This window comes from Mesorhizobium sp. M00.F.Ca.ET.216.01.1.1, from assembly GCF_004010325.2.
GTDB lineage: Bacteria > Pseudomonadota > Alphaproteobacteria > Rhizobiales > Rhizobiaceae > Mesorhizobium.
This window is the reverse complement of the sequence record NZ_SADR02000027.1, coordinates 22863-40963: the sequence shown is the minus strand read 5'-3', so window position 1 is coordinate 40963 and position 18101 is coordinate 22863. Positions and strand designations below refer to the sequence as shown.

General features: G+C 61.0%; 16 protein-coding genes. 1 reads left to right on the top strand and 15 read right to left on the bottom strand.

Features of this window, described 5'->3' with window-relative positions; translation table 11 throughout:
- Positions 1-100: 100 nt before the first annotated feature.
- The 9 genes from EN859_RS28170 to EN859_RS28130 form a co-directional block, all read right to left on the bottom strand.
- Positions 101-1423: an FAD-dependent oxidoreductase gene (locus EN859_RS28170; protein ID WP_127855992.1), complete on the bottom strand. Its 1323-nt coding sequence runs from the start codon at positions 1421-1423 to the stop codon at positions 101-103.
- A gap of 12 nt (positions 1424-1435) precedes the next feature.
- Positions 1436-2323 (bottom strand): ABC transporter permease, encoded by an 888-nt coding sequence (locus EN859_RS28165; RefSeq protein ID WP_127855991.1) that lies wholly within the window; start codon positions 2321-2323, stop codon positions 1436-1438.
- An 11-nt stretch (positions 2324-2334) separates the two neighbouring features.
- On the bottom strand, positions 2335-3285 hold the full coding sequence (locus EN859_RS28160) for an ABC transporter permease (RefSeq protein ID WP_127855990.1): 951 nt from the start codon (positions 3283-3285) through the stop codon (positions 2335-2337).
- A 106-nt stretch (positions 3286-3391) separates the two neighbouring features.
- Positions 3392-5062: a peptide ABC transporter substrate-binding protein gene (locus EN859_RS28155; RefSeq protein WP_127855989.1), complete on the bottom strand. Its 1671-nt coding sequence runs from the start codon at positions 5060-5062 to the stop codon at positions 3392-3394.
- Positions 5063-5120: 58 nt separating this feature from the next.
- On the bottom strand, positions 5121-6452 hold the full coding sequence (locus EN859_RS28150; protein WP_127855988.1) for an FAD-binding oxidoreductase: 1332 nt from the start codon (positions 6450-6452) through the stop codon (positions 5121-5123).
- A 2-nt stretch (positions 6453-6454) separates the two neighbouring features.
- Positions 6455-7183 carry an SDR family NAD(P)-dependent oxidoreductase gene (locus EN859_RS28145; RefSeq protein WP_127855987.1) on the bottom strand — a complete coding sequence of 243 codons (729 nt, stop codon included), beginning with the start codon at positions 7181-7183 and terminating at the stop codon, positions 6455-6457.
- A complete protein-coding gene (locus tag EN859_RS28140; protein ID WP_127855986.1) occupies positions 7180-7668 on the bottom strand; it encodes a MarR family winged helix-turn-helix transcriptional regulator in 489 nt (162 codons plus the stop codon). The genes EN859_RS28145 and EN859_RS28140 overlap by 4 nt, the downstream gene beginning before the upstream one ends.
- Positions 7669-7934: 266 nt before the next feature.
- Complete coding sequence (locus EN859_RS28135; RefSeq protein ID WP_127855985.1) at positions 7935-9494, bottom strand: ABC transporter ATP-binding protein; 1560 nt, start codon at positions 9492-9494, stop codon at positions 7935-7937.
- 781 nt (positions 9495-10275) lie between these two features.
- On the bottom strand, positions 10276-11316 hold the full coding sequence (locus EN859_RS28130) for an EscU/YscU/HrcU family type III secretion system export apparatus switch protein (protein ID WP_127855984.1): 1041 nt from the start codon (positions 11314-11316) through the stop codon (positions 10276-10278).
- An 84-nt stretch (positions 11317-11400) separates the two neighbouring features.
- Between EN859_RS28130 and EN859_RS28125 the strand changes: the two genes are divergently transcribed.
- Positions 11401-12204, top strand: coding sequence for a tetratricopeptide repeat protein (locus EN859_RS28125; RefSeq protein ID WP_127855983.1), 804 nt, complete (start codon positions 11401-11403; stop codon positions 12202-12204).
- An 83-nt stretch (positions 12205-12287) separates the two neighbouring features.
- Here EN859_RS28125 and EN859_RS28120 read toward each other — a convergent pair whose 3' ends face one another.
- The 6 genes from EN859_RS28120 to EN859_RS28095 all read right to left on the bottom strand — a co-directional run bounded on the left by EN859_RS28120 (position 12288) and on the right by EN859_RS28095 (position 18082).
- Entirely contained in the window at positions 12288-12728 is a 441-nt protein-coding gene (locus EN859_RS28120) for a hypothetical protein (protein ID WP_127855982.1), read from the bottom strand.
- Between the two features lie 14 nt (positions 12729-12742).
- On the bottom strand, positions 12743-14041 hold the full coding sequence (locus EN859_RS28115) for a type II and III secretion system protein family protein (protein WP_245525737.1): 1299 nt from the start codon (positions 14039-14041) through the stop codon (positions 12743-12745).
- A gap of 108 nt (positions 14042-14149) precedes the next feature.
- Complete coding sequence (gene sctV / locus EN859_RS28110) at positions 14150-16318, bottom strand: type III secretion system export apparatus subunit SctV (RefSeq protein WP_127855980.1); 2169 nt, start codon at positions 16316-16318, stop codon at positions 14150-14152.
- Complete coding sequence (locus EN859_RS28105; RefSeq protein WP_245525736.1) at positions 16315-16626, bottom strand: hypothetical protein; 312 nt, start codon at positions 16624-16626, stop codon at positions 16315-16317. The genes sctV and EN859_RS28105 overlap by 4 nt, the downstream gene beginning before the upstream one ends.
- 17 nt (positions 16627-16643) lie before the next feature.
- Entirely contained in the window at positions 16644-17042 is a 399-nt protein-coding gene (locus EN859_RS28100; protein WP_127855979.1) for a hypothetical protein, read from the bottom strand.
- 38 nt (positions 17043-17080) lie between these two features.
- Complete coding sequence (locus EN859_RS28095; RefSeq protein ID WP_127855978.1) at positions 17081-18082, bottom strand: EscD/YscD/HrpQ family type III secretion system periplasmic domain-containing protein; 1002 nt, start codon at positions 18080-18082, stop codon at positions 17081-17083.
- Positions 18083-18101 lie beyond the last annotated feature (19 nt).

Genomic DNA, 18101 nt, shown 5'->3' with positions numbered 1-18101 from the left:
GAGTAATCTCAATAGATTACTTTTGGACGTCAAAGGCATTCTTCCCGAGCCGATAAATTTGAGATCCGAAAGGCGTCGCGAATCTTCCTTTCGATCCTGGCTAGGCGTGAGGTGGGAGTTGAGCCCCGCTCGTCTTTGCCCGCAGCCAGTCCGAGATGCGATAGTACCGCAACATGGCAGCGGGAGCGAACGACATGAAGAAGGGTGCCCGCCGGAGCGGTTCGAGTTTCAGCGAAAGGTCTTTTTCCGGGACGTCCTTCGCCCATTCGCCGAGTATGCCGCCGAGCATGCTTCCGGTCGGCACGCCGCGACCAGATAGCCCCGTCAGCGCGACGACGCCCGGCGCGAGTTGATAGAATCGCGGGATGGTGCGTTTCTGCATATCCAGCTCGCCGAACCAGAAATACTCCCATCTCAAATCGCTGCTGAGCTGCGGATGGAGCCAGCGTAGGCGATCGGACATGAGGCGGTGTGTGAACGTCATGTCCCTTCCGCGACGGCCCATCGGGAACATCGAGGCGACGATGCGTCCCTCAGCGTTGTACTTGTAGACGAAGATGTCGCCGCGGCCGTCATGCATCGTCGTGTTGCGTGGCAGGATGGTTTGGCGTTCGCTGGCGGTCAGCGGTTGGGTGGCGGCGACGAACACCCTCTGGATTTTGTAGGTCCGGTCGAGGCCGGGCCATCCGTCGACGGTGTAGGCGCCGGTCGCAAAGATAACCTTGTCGGCGACGACGGTTCCTTCGCCGGCGTGCACTGCCCAAGCACCATCCTGTCGCACGACGTCGCGGACCCGCGACCGCGTGTGGATTGTGCCGCCTTCCTCCATGACGGCACGGGCCAAGCCCCTTGCATATCCCAATGGATTGAGGTGACCGGCCTCGGAATGAAACCAGCCGCCATGATATCGCGGGCTGCCGGTCATTTCCTCAGTCGCTTGTCTGTCGAGCACCCGCGTCTTGGCGCCAACGGCATTGTACTGCTGCGCCTTTGCCTCGAGCTTGGCGACGGCGCCTGGCGTCAGCGCGCCCATGACGTAGCCGTTCTGCTGCCATTCGCAGTCGATGCCGTAACGTTTGATCATCCCGGCGACTTGTCTGTTGGCCCCTGTCTGCCGGGCTATCAACCTTTCGGCCCACGGCTCGCCCAACATGGGGCGCAGTTCGGGCAGGCTGTAGTGCGTGAAGGTGGGCGTGCAGTGGCCGGCATTGCGCCCCGAGCCGCCAAATCCGATCTCCTGGGCTTCGAGAAGAACAACGCTTATGCCGTCGCAAGCGAGATCGAGCGCGGTCGTCAATCCGGCATAGCCGCCGCCGACGATGCAGACGTTCGCCCGCCTGCATCCTTGCAACGGGCCGGTTTTTGGCGGCTGCGTCGCGGTCGCATACCAGAGTGAGACTTCGAACGGCGAAAACCTCGTCACGCCGAGCAGCCTTCACAGCAAATCGCTTCGCGCGTCGAGCGCATCGCGTAACCCGTCGCCGACAAAATTGAAACTGGTGACCGCCAGGGTGATGGCGGCGCCAGGAACGATCGCCAGCCACGGCGCGCTATCGAGATACTGTTGTGCGCCGTTGAGCATGTTTCCCCAACTCGGCAGCGGCGGCTGGATGCCGTAGCCAAGGAAGCTGACATAGGCTTCGAGAAGAATGGCACGGGCGACGGTAAGCGTGGCCGCGACGATGATCGGGCCGATCGCATTGGGCAGAAGCTCGCGAAACATGATGTGGCTGTTGCTGAGCCCGAGCATCCGGGCGGCGACCACGAAGTCGCGTTCGCGCAGGGAGCGCACTTCCGCCTCGACAATGCGCGCGATTTCCATCCAACTCGTCGCCGCTATGATCAGCGTGATCATGGTCGGGCTCGGCTTGATGAAGGCAGCCATCGCCAGCAGCAGGAAGATGTTGGGAAAGGACAGCATCGCGTCGACGAAACGCATCAGCACCGTGCCGATGCGGCCGCCGAAGAAGCCGGCCACAATCCCGAGCACGGTTCCGAAGACGATGCTGAGGAGCATGGCAGCGAAACCGACCAGCAGCGAAATGCGGCCAGCCATGAGGAGGCGCGCCGCGATGTCGCGTCCGAGCGGATCGGTGCCGAAGAAATGATAGCCGGTGAACGGCGGGGAGAACCGGCCACGCAGGTCGATGTAGAGATCGTCAAAGGGCAGGAGAAAGGGTCCGATGACGCAGGCGAGGACCAGTACAATGATCATGGCCAGGCCGAACATCGCCAGCCGATGGCGGGCAAATCGGCGCACGGTGCGGCTGCGCCACCAGGGCTGCGTGGAGCGGGCGGGGACGAGTAATTCCGACTGGCTCATTTTTTCGTTCCTCAGCTCAATCGAATGCGCGGATCGACGAACGCGACGGCGAGGTCGGCAGCCAGATTGCCGACCAGGACGAGAACTGCCGACATCATCAGCAGGCCCATCACCACGGGATAGTCGCTGTAGCCGAGACTATCGAGGAACAGCCGTCCCATGCCGGGCCAGGTGAAGACGGTTTCCGTCACCAGGGCGCCACCCAGTATTGTCGGCAGCTGCAGCCCCAGCAGCGTGATCATCGGAAGCAGAGCGTTTCCGAGGATGTGACGGATCAGCACGCGTCGGGGCCTCAGTCCCTTGGCCCGGGCAGTGCGGACGAAATCCTGATTGATGACGTCGAGCGTCGCGGTCCGCATATAGCGGCTCCACACGGCGATATTGACCAGCGCAAGAACGATGCTCGGCATGATGAGATGGATCGCATAGTCACCGAGCGAGCCGTCGCCGATCGTGTACATGTTGCCGGCCGGCAGCCATCTGAGCCGGAGCGAGAAGATGTAAATCGCGATCAACCCGAACCAGAAGGTCGGGATCGACAACGCCACCATCGCGCCGACCGTCGCAGCGTAGTCGAAGATCGAGTACCGTTTGAGCGCGCCCAGTACACCTACGCAGGTGCCGACGAAGATGGCGATCGCAGTCGATACGCCCATCAGCAGCAGCGTCGCGAGAAGGTGGCCCCAGATGATGTCGAGCACAGGTCTGCCGTCCCGGAAGGAACGTCCCCAGTCACCGCGAAGCAGGTGCCCCAGCCAGTCGAGGTACTGCACGGGAAGAGGTCGATTAAGACCCATTTGCGTGGCGATCCGGTCAAGATCGGCTTGCGTCATTCCCGGGGTGAGAGTGAACTGCGAGAGCGGTCCGCCCGGAGCGAGGTTCAGGACGGCAAAGCCAATCACCGAAACCAGCAGGAGCAGGACGAGACTTTGCCAAAAGCGTCCCAGCAGATAGCGAAGCATGCCGGTTGTCTCCGTTTTGCTGTCAGTCGGATACGGGTCGCGCCAGGGCGCCTTTGTCGGCGATGCAAGCCGAGCCGGTGATTGCCGGCCCGGCCTATTTCCGTCACTATGACCAGTACCAGGTGGCCACGTCCCAGGAGTCGATGCGGACGTTGATGTTCGGGACGACGCCTTCGACACCGGACTTGTGTCCGCGGACCGTCGCATATTGGAACATCGGCAGGAATGGCAGGTCGTTGCGCACGGTCTCCTGGATTTTCAGGTAGGCTTGCTTGCGCTTTTCCGGCTCGAATTCGACACCGCCGGATTCGAGCAGCTTGTCCACCTCCGGGCTGGCATACTGCCAGGTATTCTGGCCGGCGCCACCCTTGGCCGGAGTTGATTTCGAACCGAGGTAATCCGAAGTATCGGGGTCGGACCCTGTCAGGAAGTTGATGCCGACGACAACGGAATCGAATTCCGACTTCACCCAGTAGTCTCCCCACATGACCGCAGGCGGCAGGTTGGAGATCTCCACTTCGACACCGACGTCGCGATACGATTGCTGAATGAACTGCTGCGCCTGTTCGCGGATATGATTGCCCGCCGTGGTTGAGTTCTTGAACGAGAGGCGGACGCCATCCTTGACGCGAATGCCGTCGCTGCCAGGGACCCAGCCGGCGTCGTCCAGCAATTTCTTTGCCTTGTCCAGATCGTATTCCTGCTTCGGCAGATCCGGATTGTAATAGAAGGATTGCTGCGGCATGTAGGTTTCGGTTGGAGTCGGCAGTCCGTAATAGAGGGCGTCGATGATCGTCTGCTTGTCCAGCGCATAGTACAGCGCCTGGCGAACGGCGAGTTCCTTGAACTGCGGGCGCTCCATGTTGAAGCTGAGCGATTCGACCGTGGCGGCGGGAATGACGGCAACGGACGTCCCGCTCAATCTCTTGGCTTCCTCATAGTGGTCGGCCGTGATCCACTGCAGTCCGATGACGTCGATGTCGCCGGTCTTGAACTGGGTGTAGAGAACCGTCAGGTCCGGAATGTATTTGTAGATCAGCCGCTCGAGATAAGGGCCGTCGCCGAAATAGTCGGTGTTGGCGGCCAGCTCGATATGATCTCCGGCCGTGCGTTCCACCCATTTGAACGGTCCCGTTCCGATGGGAGCATTGTTGAACGGCGCGGTATTCTTGTCCTCCGCCGCACCGAGCACATGTTTCGGGACGATGAAGGTCGCCGCCAGGATCGATGGATAGGGTGCGTAAGGCTCCTTCATCTTCCAGCTAATCTCGGTTGGCGAGACGACGGTCAAATCCTGGACAAGTTCGTGGCCGGCGCGCCGCCAGCTCAGAAATTTCGGGTCGACCAAGAGTTCGAGGGTGAACTTGACGTCCTCGGCCGTGAACGGCTTTCCGTCATGCCACTTGACGTCGTCGCGCAGCTTTACGTGCCACTCGAGCCCGTCGGCCGAGATGCCGCCGTTTTCCACGGTCGGCACCTCCTTGGCAAGTGCGGGGAAGAAATTACCTTTCGGGTCGACGCCAAACAGCGGATCGAAGACGCTGAAGTGAATGCCCTCGTCGACCTCGATATGCACCAGGTGTGGATTGAAGACGGTGGGTTCCTGAGAAAAGCCGACGATCACCTGCCCCTTGGGCCCGCTCGGCGGGGTTGCGGCAAGGGCCTTGCCGGCCCCTGTCAGGTTGGGCATGGCGAGGCCGGCGGCGCTGGCGATTGCCATTCCAAGCGTCTGGCGACGCGTCGGCCGAAAGATTGTGCTGCTGCTCTGGTTTGACATTAGAGTCTCCTTTTGAAGTGTTCCACTTTCGCTGCGTCCCGCTCTCTTGTCGGAGCGGTTAGAATCCACTGATCGGCGCGACCTTCGATCCGTCCGAAAACCGCGACCATCTGAAGTCCGTCGGATCGACGATCGGCGGCCGCCCGGTGACGATGTCTGCCATCAGCCGGCCTGCCGCCGGGCCGATGCCGAAGCCATGGCCCGAGAATCCGGTCGCGACATGAAAGCCGGGGACGGCATCGACCGCGGAAATGACGGGGACGGCGTCGGGCGTGACGTCGATATAGCCAGCCCAGCGCTGCGCGATCTCTGCCTTGTCCAGAACCGGAAATGCCTTGCGGGCGTTCGAAAGGATACGCTCGGAGCTTTTCTTCGACGGCTTGGGATCGAGCACGCGACAGTATTCGAAGGGGCTCGCCTCATCCATTGCCCAACGGGTCGGCATTCTTGCCTCGTCGAGGAAACGGGGGCCCAGATGGAAGTTCAGCGATCGCCACTCCATCTTCCAAGCCGGAAGAAAATCGCGCGCGTACCGAAAGGAGTTCGGCACGATGTCGACGACGTTGGTCATGCTGGAGGCTATGGTATACCCGCCGTCTTGGCGCTTGCGTATAGCGAAATTGTTTGCCCACACGGCCTGTTCCGGTCCGTTCTCGACCGGCGTCGTGCGAAGAACCGTGTTCATGACCTTCAACTGCGGCAGGTCAAGGTCAAGCGCTCCGCAAAACAGGTTCGACCAAGCGCCTCCGGCAAGGACGACTGCCTTGCAGGCAATGAAACCGCGTTCGGTCACGACGCCCGAGACGGCGCCGTTGGTTGTCTCCACGCCGCGCACTGCGCACTCCGTTAGAATGGCGGCGCCGCGCTCGCGCGCGGCTTCGGCAATCGCCGGGGCGGCCTTCTGCGGCTCCGCGCGGCCGTCGGCGGGCGTGTACAGCGCTCCTTTGACATCGAGATTGGAACTGGGAAAGAGGTCACGCAATTCTCGCACGCCGATCATTCGCGACTCGAGCTGATAGCCTTCGAGATGACGTCCCCAGCGTTCGTGCTGTTCGTATTCCTTGTCGTTCGCGCAAGTGAACACAATTCCTGCGCGCGTGTAGCCGGTATCCCGGCTCGTACGTTCGGAGAGCCTCATCCAGATGCGCAGTGCTTCCGCCATCAGTGGGACCTCACGTGGATCCCGACGGGAGATGCGTACCCAGCCCCAGTTGCGGCTGGACTGCTCCTGTCCGATTCCGCCCTTTTCGCACAACGCTACACGCAAACCGCTTTCTGCGAGTTCCAGCGCCGTGGAGGCGCCGACGATGCCGCCGCCGACGACGACGCAGTCCACCTCCTTTGGCAGTTCAATATCTCCATGGACGGGGACGACGAACGGTCCGGGCATGCTTAGTAGAGCTCCTCGAGCTGGCAATTGATGGAAAATTCCGCGACGCTTGCATGATTGGGCAGATTGAGGAGCATCCCGATGGTCCGTGCGAGATCATCGGGATCGGTCATCAGCGCATCGGCGCGATCGGTGATGCTGCGTGCCATATCGGTGGCGACAAAACCTGGACAGACGGCCGTGGCTCGAATTCCAAGATCCCACCCCGCCTGTCGGATGCCGTGGGAAAGGGCGACGGCTGCAAACTTGGAGATCGAGTAGGAACCGGCCATGGCGGACTTGACTCGCTTGCCTGACAGCGAGGCGAGAATGATGACACGACCTGCTCCACTTGCCGCAAGCGACTCCCAGGAAGCGCGCACCAGACGGCGCGGAGCCTTCACGTTGATCTCGAACATGAGATCGAGATCCGCGTCGTCGGCATCGATGACCGACTTTGGAATCATGATGCCAGCGCTGGCAATGACTGCGTCGATCCGGCCGAAGCCATCGATGGTGCGGTCGACCCACGCCCGTTCGGCGTTGGCAGCCGCAGCCTCATAGGGGAATACGCGGACGCGCTCACTGTCGGCCCAGTCGGGCTGCACCGGTTTGCGCATGCCGAGCGACAGCGACCAGCCCGTTTCAAACAAGTGCCGGGCGCAAGCCGCGCCGATGCCGCGATTTGCGCCGGACAGGAGCGCCACCTGCTGGGCGGCTTGCACTTTGCCAACTGCCGCCGGCTCACTCATTGGCCGAGACCCACGGTGCGACGATAGACGCGCCGCAATATGTCGAGCAGACGCTTCTGGTCTTCCTCGGGCACACCGGCGAAGAAATCGCTGGACTGTTTGGTTGCAATCTTGCGCACCTTCCGAGCGAGCTCTGCGCCCTTTTCGGTGATGTGGAGCTCCTGTGCGCGTCCGTCGTCCGGCGCGTTCCGGCGCGTTATCAGGTCATGATCGATCATCTGGTCGACCAGCCTGCCCATGGCGGAGCGATCTCTCATGATGAGCTGCGCGATGACCGAGGGCCGTATTCCTGGGTGGCTGTCGACAAGGAGCAAGGTCGTGATCTTGCCGGTTCCCCGAGCAACATCGAGACCTTCCAGACGGTCGTCAAGATCGCGCGAAAGCGCTATGTTGATGCTTCGGATATAGAAGCTCAACGTGTCTTCGAGGACATCCAGCCCTACTGTTTCGACAGGATGAGGCGGACCTTTCTTCTTTACCGGCATCGAACACTCTCCCGAGGCTGTCCTGACAGCCTTCATCGAGATCGCCGCAACCCAATCCAGGGTTGTCGCGGGTCTTCCAGGGCATGATTGAGCCGGTAGTGGACAAATGCAACTACTTTTGGTGGACAAACGCAACTATTCTGCTCTGCTCCGCCGGACCGCACGCATCGGCGACCCGATCGAAGAACAGGCTTGCAGCCGTGCTTTTGTCGGCACAGTCATTCACGTTCAGGGACGTTCAGAGGGGCGTCAGCTTCGCCGAGAGGTCAAGCCGCGGGGACCCATTCCTTGCCGGGAATGGCGGAGATCAGTTGCCTCGTATAGGGGTGATGTGGCGACCGGAATATCTGCGACGGCAGGCCGCACTCCACGACCTCGCCGCGGTTCATCACCAGAATCTCGTCGCAGATGCGGCTTGCCACCCTCAGGTCGTGAGTGATGAAGATCATGGCGATCTTCATTTCTTCCTGGATGCTGGCCAGCAGATCGAGGATCTGCGCCTGGATGGAGACATCGAGAGCGGAGACCGCCTCGTCGGCGACTAGGACCTTGGGGTCCATCATCAGGGCCCGTGCGATGCCGATCCGCTGACGCTGGCCGCCTGAGAACTCATGCGGAAAGCGGTCATAGGCACCCTCGTCGAGCCCGACTAGACGAAGCAGCTGCAGCGCCTTCGCGCGCGCCTCCCGGGCGGACAGGCCGTGCGCAATTGGGCCGACGGTGAGGATCTTGGCGATCGTCTGCCGCGGATTGAGGGAGGCGAACGGATCCTGGAAGATCATCTGGATGTGCGGCCGCATCGGCCGGAATTCGGAGTCCGAAAGTGCGGCGATATCTTTGCCGTCGAACAGGATGGTGCCTCCGTCGCAGTCCAGGAGTTTCAGCAGGACGCGGCCCAGCGACGATTTCCCCGAGCCGGACTCGCCGACGATGCCGAGCGTTCTGCCCTGGCGGACCTCGAAGCTCACCTGCTTGACGGCGTGAACGATGCGGGACCGCGAGAAGAAGCCGATGCCCGGCCGATAGGTCTTGTCGAGTTTGTGCACCTCCAGCACAATGGGAGCATCCTCACGCGTCTTCGTTTCGTTCTCGATCATATGCGGGACGGCGGCGATCAGTCGCCTGGTGTAAGGATGGTTTGGATTGCCCAGCACGTCGGCGGTGGCTCCTTGTTCGACCATCGCGCCTTTCTCCATGACGATAACGCGATCGGCGATTTCCGCGACAACGCCAAAATCGTGCGTGATGAACATCACGCTCATGTTCTTTTCGCGCTGTAGCCGCCGGATCAGGGCAAGGATCTGCGCCTGGGTGGTGACGTCGAGAGCCGTCGTCGGCTCGTCGGCGATCAGCAGATCGGGCTGGAGTGCGAGCGCAATGGCGATCATGACGCGCTGGCGTTGCCCGCCAGAGAGCTGGAACGGATACTGGTGCCGCAGAACCTCCGGCTCCGGCAGGCCGACCTCGCCGAGCAGATCGACAACCGCCTTGGCGCGGGTCGCCGAGGTGCCGGACCGGTGTGCTTCCATGACCTCGGCTACCTGCTGGCCGACAGTCATCAGCGGATTGAGCGCCGACAGCGGATCCTGGAAGATGATGGAGACCGAACGGCCACGCAGGCTCCGCATCACGTCTTCCCCGACACTGGCGAGATCGTGACCCTTGAAACGGATGCTTCCCTGCGCAATCCGCACCGAAGACGGCAGCAGACCCATGATCGCATTTGCGGTGACCGACTTGCCGGAGCCGGATTCGCCGACGATGCAGAGCATCTCACCCTTCCTCATGTCGAAGGATATGTTTTCGACTGCGTTTTCACGTTCCATGTTCGCGGGCAGTCGGACGGTCAGATTTTGAACGGAGAGAACTATTTGCTCACTGGGCACATGGGGTGTCTTTTCGCTCGGCGACATTGCTGGCCTTTCGAAATCCAGTGATCTGACGACGCATACTAGCCGCACGACCCACCGTCAGCGCAAGCCCGCATTTGTGACATTGGGCGCTGATGTAGCCCGAGATTGGCGGGCGTTCGAGATGGTTACATCACGGGCGCGCAACGCTGCCTCGCCCCGCGCGTCGTCAAATCAACCCGGTCAGCGAATGTTGGTATCGGTCGTTACGTGCCCGCGAGGCAGAGGCGATCGAGGTTTCCATAGCCTGGCTGTCGCCGTTCATCGGCCGCGAGACCATACGAAACGATACGGCAAGATTTCTGTTTCAGGCCCACGAAAAATGCAACGAAATCAATGATCTGAATACGTCCTCCGGACCCACCATGACCATTGATTTGCACGAAGAAAGTGTCCTAGTTGGAGCGGTGACGGTACTTTTCGAGACGGTGTGTTTGCGCCGTGGGACGCCGCAAGGTGCAAAAAATCGTCCGATTGGTCTCGATAGTTGGTGAAACCTCAAAAATATTTTTTGGGCGATTTTCCCTTCAAAATCAAAAGCCCGATTTTTTTTACGGTACGCTCGTCGGTATCGGTGTTGAGTTAAGATAATTTGCCTTTCAAAATCAGTCTGTTATCAGGTGTTGAAACAATCGAGTGGGAGTAGGGGAAAGGCGAAATTCGGTGAAAGGCGATATTTCTGCGGGCGATTCCTGCCTCAAGTGAGCCCGTGCCGGACGAGATGGCGAACGACCGGCGAAAACATCTGATGGCCAATATAGGATCCGATGTTCGCATTCTCGAAGAGTGGTTCGGCGACGGCCGCATCCTCGACGATCGCGATACCTGCCTGGCGTGCTTGAGCCATCATCTCGTCGGCCGCCAGGCCCTGGCCCTTGCCGACGACCGTCGGCACCGGCGTTTCACCCTTGACGTAACGCAACGCCACTACACGGTCACCAGACGCGAAGACGATGACCGCGTTTTTCACGCCCAGCTTCGCAGGTTGCATCACGGCTTCGCGCCGCTGTCGCTGCTGTTCATGCCGGATCAAGGGGTCTCCTTCGAGATCCTTGTGTTCGCGCTTGTATTCGGTTGTCGTCATGCGCATGTCGCGCAGGAACAGCCAGCGCTGAATAGGAACATCAATGACGCCGATTACGACAAAGGCCAGGGCGGCGGCAATTCCAAGTGGTGCCAGCACCGCCTTGATAATCGGCTCCAGGCATGACGGACCGCATCCCGGAGCATCGAAGAGCGGCTGCAGCCACGCAGCCAAAATGAACACGAAGAGGCTTGCCAGCAACACCACCTTGGCCAGGCCCTTGGCGAATTCGATGACGTTGCGGAGCGACAGGATCTTCTGAAGGCCCTTCGCCGGGTTTATGTGGTCGAACTGCGGCTTGAGCGGTTCGAACGAGAAGACTGGCCCGAACGTCCCAAGCATGCCGAAGGCCACGGTGAGAACGACAACGATTGCGACCAGCGGCAATGTGACAAGCATCAGCACCGAGAACGAATGGCGGATGGCCCGCAGGCTGACTTCCCCGAACGAGCCGCCGGGGACCGTCACGGTCTGCACGAGCTCCGAAAGGTGCGTGAAGAGCAGCGGCCAGGAAAAATAGAGATAGCCAAGCGCTGCGAAAAGAGTGAAGCCGGAGACCAGGTCACGGCTCTGCGAAACCTGGCCCTTGCGGCGGGCGTCACGAAGCTTCTTGTCGGACGCCGCTAATTTCTTTTCCTCAGCTTCTTCGGCCATGTTGCAATCTTATCGCACTGTCGTGGTTCCAGTGGGCCGATGCCCTGTGTAAGGTGCGGCGGGCTTGAATACGGAGAGGTGGATATGCGGCAGCATGTCGTGTTCTTGCCAGTCGTCGCCATGCTTGCGCTGGCCGGTTGCCAGACGACCAAAAACAACACCGAGCAGGCGAAGGCACAAGGTCCGTCGTCGCAGTCGGAGCGTCTGATCAAGCTTGCGGACGATATTGATGCCCGCGGAGAAAGTGATACTGCAATCGCGCTCTACCAGCGCGCGGCAGCGATGCCGGATGCCAAGGCGAGCGCGTTTGTCAAGGCGGGCGCCGCTTATATGCGGGCGGGCTATCCCGCCGAGGCCGCCAAAGCCTATCAGGCTGCGCTTGCAAAAGCTCCCAATGACGGGGAGGCAATGCTCGGGCTTGGCTCGGCGATGATTGAGGCGGGCGATATCGATGCCGGCATGCGCGCGCTCGCGCAGGCAGCGCCGCTGGTCAATACCAGCAGCGCCTACAATCGGTTGGGCGTGGCGCAGACATTTGCTGGCCAGACAGGGGAGGCGCAGACTACTTTCGCCCAAGCGTTGAAACTTGCGCCGGGCGATCTCGACGTCGAGACCAACATGGCGTTGGCGGCAGCACTCGAAGACAATTCCGCAATAGCACTCCCGCTGGTGCAGAAGATTGCCGCTGCACCCAACGCGCAATTGCACCACAAGCGCAATGTCGTGGTGGTCTACGGGCTTCTTGGCCAGGCCGATCAAGTCAAGACCTCGCCGCCCATCGGCCTGACGACCAAGGAGGTGGCCACCTTGCTTTCGCGCGCCAGAACCATCCGGTTGAAGGGCAGCACTCAGGCCAAAGCGAAAGCGCTCGGCTCCATCCTCGGCTAGCGCATTGGGCCGCAAAGCCTGAAGCGGTCTTCCGCCAAGCTCGACGCGTAGAGTAGTGCTACGCGGGCGAATACCGCGTCGGCTCACTCGACTGGAAGCGGCGCCGGCGGCCCGCTATTGGCGCCGCCTATCGGAGCCTCCTCGCCATCGAGGTAACGACGGGCAGCGCGCGCAGTCGGCGCGGCCGCCGCCGGTCCCATGCGCCGACCCTCGACGAGGTCACGCTGGCTTTCGGCCATACGTTGAAGATTGTAGGCATTGGCGCAGCCGGACGGCAGGTGGGAGCCGACGCCGGAGACGATCGTCAAATCGGTCTTGGCGGCAGAGTTGTCGTCATCGGCCGGTTCGGCCAGACATGCATCGGGAGCAAGGACGGAGCCGCTGACGCCCTTCTCGGAGCCGCCGGTTTCGGTCGAAACATAGCTGTAGCCGGGAGAATAATCCTGCTGCTGTTGCGGGCTGTTCACGCAGCCGGCCAGTAGCAGCGCTGGAAGAATGGAGCAGAAAGCGATGGGCAATGTCATGTTCGTTTCCCCCACTACTTGATGATCAGACCCGTCGACGACGCGTCATTGGCGTGCTTCCGGCTGGGGCGCTTGGCTGCCGGACGGTCAAGCGGCGTGGCGAGGCTGTCGCGCACCGGTTCGACCAGATAAGGCGTGATCAGAATAACCAGTTCGGTCTCTTCGTGCTGGAAACGCTGTGATTGAAAAAGCGGGCCAAGCACGGGCACATCGCCGAGAACCGGAAATTTCTCCAGATTGCGCGAGGTCCGCTGTTGGAAAAGTCCGGCGATCGCAAAGGTCTGGCCGCTCGCCACTTCGACCGTCGTGTCAGCCTTGCGCACGACGAAACTCGGCATGGCGAAGCCGTTGGCACTTACGGAGCCTGCTTCCGACAATGAACTGACCTCCGGCTGGACGTGGAGCGCAATGCGATTGCGGCCGATCAGCGTCGGGGTGAACCCCAGGGAAACGCCGAATGGCTTGTATTGGACGGTGACGACGTCGGTTCCTTGCGGAATCGGAACCGGAATTTCGCCGCCTGCGAGAAAGCTTGCCGTCTGACCGGTCACAGCCGTCAGGTTCGGTTCGGCCAGTATCTTAACGACACCGTTGCGCTGCAGCGCTTCGATCAGAATGTCGAAGTTGATGCCGTGCGCCTGGTCCATGTTCAAACCGAAATTCCCGCTGCCCGAGGGCACGCCATTGTCCTGGAACATGTTGAACTCGAAGCCGCCGCTCCTGTATCCGACAGACCAGTCGACGCCGTACGACTGCAGCTCCGTGCGGGAGACTTCGGCGAAGCGGACCCGGATGTTGACCTGCTGCGAGCCCTGCACGGTCATGTTGTTCAGCGGCGGCTGTTCCGGCGGCGAGAACGTCCGGGCTACATTGTCGACATCCGTTGCCTCATCGACGCCTCGTGCCTCGCCGGTCGTAACGATGCGAGTTCCGAAAATGTGGAGATTTGTCGCCGAGTTCGGCTGCATTGCATGCTTTGCTTCATTGGCAGGCGTGACATCGGGGGTGACGCGGAACTGGGCCGTTGCCTCGATCCGCTCATCGGCTGTGACTGCAATGAGGTTGGTCAGGCCGGGTTTGAGGCCGAAGACATAAACCATGCTCGGCGACACGACCTGAAGGTCTGCAATCGTGGTGTCCGCAATCAGGACGGATTCGACCGGTTCATTGAACCGCAATAAGCGCCCTTGCCCGACCGGCAGGTCGAGCGTTGGCTTGCTCGGCAAGGGCGATGCGTTCTGTGCCGTCGCGTCGGCAAGCGTGAACAACAAAGCCAGCAAAACCCCAACCGTCGCGATAGCGAGCCAGCGCATGTCCGTTCGCCCAGTGAGAGGCGCGGATCGAACGCCTGCTGCGGTATCGTGGATTGTCATGCCGTTCCTCTCCTGATTCCCCAAATGTCCCCGTCCGTTCGGCTGGCATCATGAGGGTGCCTCTTGCGCGGCTTTCGCCCGAGCCGATGGCAGAGACTGGGAGACATTGCGCGCGCCAGCTTTGCCGGACCGGCCGGCGATCGTGGCCAATGGCTGGACGTTGAATTCTTGCGCGAGTTCCTGAAAGGACAGAACCGGAAGCTCGATGGCATTGTGCATGAGCAGGCTACGCATGTGACGGCGCACATCCATCGCGGCGAGGACGACCGGCGAAACATCGGTGGAGTTCTGCGACAGCGCTCGCTCGATTTCGGTGACCAAAGCCTGCGCATCATCGTCCGAAAGGTTCAGGAATGTGCCGGTCGATGTGCTTTGCATTGCGTTTCGGAGGATATCCTCGGCCGACCGCTGCAGCACATAGGCTGCGATGATGTTGTTGCGGCCAGCGGAGCGGAAGCTGATCTGGCGCTTCAAGGATGTGCGGACATATTCCGTCAACAGGACGACGTCCTGTTCGCGTTGGCCCCATTCGATCAGTGCCTCGAGGATCAGGCGCAGATTGCGGATCGGCACGTTTTCGTCGACAAGCCGCCGAAGCACTTCCGCGATCTTCTGCAGCGGCACGATCTCCTGCGCCTGTTTGACCAGATCCGCATAGTCCGGCTCCATGTCCGACAGGAGCCTGCGTGTCTCCTGAATCCCGACGAAATGGCCGGCATAGAGGCGAAGCGCATTTCCGGTCCATTTGGCCGCTGTTTCCGCCGGTGTGGAGAAGGCGAGGCCGGCCTCTTTCAATGCCGATACATGGCGATCATCGACCCACATGAATTTGCGCTGGCCGGCAATTGAAGGACCTTTTTCGTAGGTCACATCGAGCAGATCGAGATGCATCAAGTCCGCTTCGACAAGAACGCGATCCGGGGGAATTTTGGTATCCAGAATAGGTGCCCCCTCCAGGTCGATGCGGATGCTTCGCGGTGCAAGCATTTCGTCGACCTGCAGGCCGATAGCTGGAACGTCGACACCGAGATCGCCGAAGAGTTCACGGCGCACGCCGTCGGCAAGCGCGGCAAATTCGGGCTCCGGGATCGAGCGTCCGAGTTCGGTTCCGAGGCGTACGACGATGCGATAAGAGGCGGGTAGCGTTCCGGCGGGGATTGCCGAAAGCGAGGCGGAATTCCCCGGTTGTTCGTGCAAGGTAATCGGGCCGATGTCCTTAGGCTCGGATTCCTTTGCGGTACGGCGATTGATTGCATAAGCGCCGGCTCCGAAGCAGGCACCAAGGATCAGGAACACGATGGCAGGGAATCCGGGCACCATGGCAAGGCCGACCATGATCACCGCCGCGAGTGCGAGCGCACGGGAGTCCCGCAGGAGCTGACTGGTTATTTGTCGGCCAAGGTCGCCCGTGCCGTCCGCGCTGCCGACGCGCGTCACCATCGTACCGGCGGCCACAGCGACGAGCAGCGCCGGTATCTGTGCGACCAGCCCGTCGCCCACGGTGAGCAATGAGTAGGTCGCAGCGGCGTCCCCCAGCGACATATCGTGCTGCAGCGTTCCGACCGCGAAACCACCGATCAGGTTGACCAGAATGATCACGATGCCGGCGATGACGTCGCCCTTGACGAATTTCATGGCGCCGTCCATCGCACCGAACAACTGGCTCTCGCGCTCAAGCTGCTGGCGCAGACGGCGTGCCTCCGCCTGATCGATGTCTCCGTTGCGCAACTCCGCGTCGATACTCATCTGCTTGCCCGGTAGTGCATCGAGCGTGAAGCGTGCGGCTACTTCAGCGACGCGTTCCGCACCCCGCGCAACCACGATGAACTGCGCCACAGTGATGATCAGGAAGATGACGAGGCCCACCGCAATGCTGCCGCCGACGACGAAGGTGCCGAAGGCGGTAATGATCTCGCCTGCGTCGGCCTGGAGCAGGATCAGTCGTGTGGTCGTGATCGTGATCGCCAGCCGGAACAAGGTGGCGATGAGGATGACCGATGGCAGCGAAGAGAACTGGAGTGGATGAGAAACGTAAAGCGAAGCCAGCAGGATAAGCACGCTGATGGCGATATTTGCAGTGATGAGAATGTCGACGAGGAAGGTCGGCAATGGAATGAGCATCATCACCACTGCGACGAGCACCAGAACGGCAATGACCAGATCGCTGCGGCGTGACAGCCTGGCAAGGAATTGCAGAATTCGCTCCGACACGGTCATTCGACGCCTCGTTGCGACAGGAAGCTTAGCAAGGCACTGTGCGCCTCTGTCTTGCGCCCGGCCACGAGCAAGGCGCGGCTCTTCAGCAATGCAAGCGCCGGATGGTCCATTCCTTCCAAGGTCTCCAGCCTGGCAATCGTGGCAAGCGCTTTGTCCGCTTCGCCATCGAGTATGAGCAGATGCGCCAATGTCCGCAGGACGCCGGCATTTCCCGGCGAAAGCTGTGCAGCGATAAGCAGGTATACCGCGCCCCGCTTTGCCTGCCCGTGACACCCGTAGAGATAGCCCAAGACATGCAGCAGATGCACCGTGTCACGCGGATCGGTCAGGTTTCGATTCCTTCCTGAATCCGGCCAAGCAGATCGCGATGACGCTCGATTTCATCCTCCATCAGCGTTCTGGCAAGTGTCTTGAGTTGCTCGCCACCCTCAAGATCGGGAACCAAATGCGTCACGAAATGCTGGAGAATAGGAACGGAGCGACGCAGGATGGCTGGCTCGGGTATACCGGGCATGACGAAGTTGATGAGTGCCTCGTCGAGTGATTCGCCGGCCGTACCTTGAGAGGGCTGGAATTCCGCGGCTTCTGGCTTTTCCATACCAGCGGCCGATTTCGTCCCCTGAGCACGGCTTGCGGCTTTGTCGACGCCATTCATCCGCCGCCGGTTTATTGCCTGACCGCGCACACCTTCCGCCTGCCGCACCTCGCGGCCGGCCGTGTCCATCCTTGCCGTATCGAATCGCGGCCCTTCAAGCCGGCGATTCACGGATATTTCAGCGCGACCGTGGCGCCGCCCTTCGTCAGGAGAAGTTCCGTCTCGCCAATGTGCTTGATGGTCCAGCCGTCATTGGTGAATGCACCTTCATGATAGCGTGCGCCGTCGGTGGCGATGACGTAAGGCCGCTCGCCATACCAGATCGCCTGCAGCGTCAGGCGCGGAGCCTGCTCGGCGTTGCCGACCATGACATTGGAGACCAAGGGGATGTGCGCGCCGAACGCCTGGTCGAACCAGGATTGCGTTTCCGTCCAGGCACCACTCTTGTCATTCGGGATCATACCTGTGACCACGAGGCGTCCAGGTGATCGCTGAACGGTCAACGTGCTTATGCCGGATTGCTCGAGGCGCTGCTTGATTTGGCCTTCCGCGTCGGCGGCACTGTGTATCTGTGTTGGCGATGAATCGTCCAGGACACCTTGCCCTGCCTCGCCAGCGAAGGCCATTCTGATCGGTTCACCGTCTTGAGAGGATATCTTTTCGCCAAGGTCGGGCTTGGCGAACGAGAACCCATTCGCAGCGACGGAAACAGCGAATACGGCAAAGAGAACGCTGCCCGCAACCAGGAGGGGGCGATTGGAAACAGACCACCGATTCGGTGGGCGTTCTGGGTTGACGAGCCGGATACGGGCACCGCCGACACTTATCGTGAGCGGCAACCTGCAACGGCTGCCATGGCCCTCATGGATGGTCTCGCCGGTGGCGAGTGTAACATCGCCGCCGACGGCTTCGATTTCGATTTGGCTGCCCTTGCGCCGCAGCCTTGCGTGGATCGGCGCGATGCCGGCATCCCTGAGGACAATGTCCGACCCCGTGCTGGAGCCGACCGTATACAAAGGCTCGACCAGACTGAGCTCGGCGCCGGTATGAAATCCGTGAGTTACGCTGAGTGCAATGGAATGTCCGGATGCCGGGGAGGGGGTAATAATCGCCCGGAGCCGGCGCGCTGGCGCCGCGTCCCAATATCTGCCGATAGAATTAGCGGTCATGCCACTTCATCTCCCGCCG

Excerpts from the sequence above, each read along its gene's own strand:
- EN859_RS28095 (WP_127855978.1), bottom strand. The coding sequence starts at position 18,082 with ATGACCGCTAATTCTATCGGCAGATATTGGGACGCGGCGCCAGCGCGC.
- EN859_RS28100 (WP_127855979.1), bottom strand. The coding sequence starts at position 17,042 with ATGGACACGGCCGGCCGCGAGGTGCGGCAGGCGGAAGGTGTGCGCGGT.
- EN859_RS28155 (WP_127855989.1), bottom strand. The coding sequence starts at position 5,062 with ATGTCAAACCAGAGCAGCAGCACAATCTTTCGGCCGACGCGTCGCCAG.
- EN859_RS28135 (WP_127855985.1), bottom strand. The coding sequence starts at position 9,494 with ATGGAACGTGAAAACGCAGTCGAAAACATATCCTTCGACATGAGGAAG.
- EN859_RS28150 (WP_127855988.1), bottom strand. The coding sequence starts at position 6,452 with ATGCCCGGACCGTTCGTCGTCCCCGTCCATGGAGATATTGAACTGCCA.
- EN859_RS28115 (WP_245525737.1), bottom strand. The coding sequence starts at position 14,041 with ATGCGCTGGCTCGCTATCGCGACGGTTGGGGTTTTGCTGGCTTTGTTG.
- EN859_RS28125 (WP_127855983.1), top strand. The coding sequence starts at position 11,401 with ATGCGGCAGCATGTCGTGTTCTTGCCAGTCGTCGCCATGCTTGCGCTG.
- EN859_RS28130 (WP_127855984.1), bottom strand. The coding sequence starts at position 11,316 with ATGGCCGAAGAAGCTGAGGAAAAGAAATTAGCGGCGTCCGACAAGAAG.
- EN859_RS28140 (WP_127855986.1), bottom strand. The coding sequence starts at position 7,668 with ATGCCGGTAAAGAAGAAAGGTCCGCCTCATCCTGTCGAAACAGTAGGG.
- EN859_RS28145 (WP_127855987.1), bottom strand. The coding sequence starts at position 7,183 with ATGAGTGAGCCGGCGGCAGTTGGCAAAGTGCAAGCCGCCCAGCAGGTG.
- EN859_RS28165 (WP_127855991.1), bottom strand. The coding sequence starts at position 2,323 with ATGAGCCAGTCGGAATTACTCGTCCCCGCCCGCTCCACGCAGCCCTGG.
- sctV (WP_127855980.1), bottom strand. The coding sequence starts at position 16,318 with ATGACCGTGTCGGAGCGAATTCTGCAATTCCTTGCCAGGCTGTCACGC.
- EN859_RS28120 (WP_127855982.1), bottom strand. The coding sequence starts at position 12,728 with ATGACATTGCCCATCGCTTTCTGCTCCATTCTTCCAGCGCTGCTACTG.
- EN859_RS28160 (WP_127855990.1), bottom strand. The coding sequence starts at position 3,285 with ATGCTTCGCTATCTGCTGGGACGCTTTTGGCAAAGTCTCGTCCTGCTC.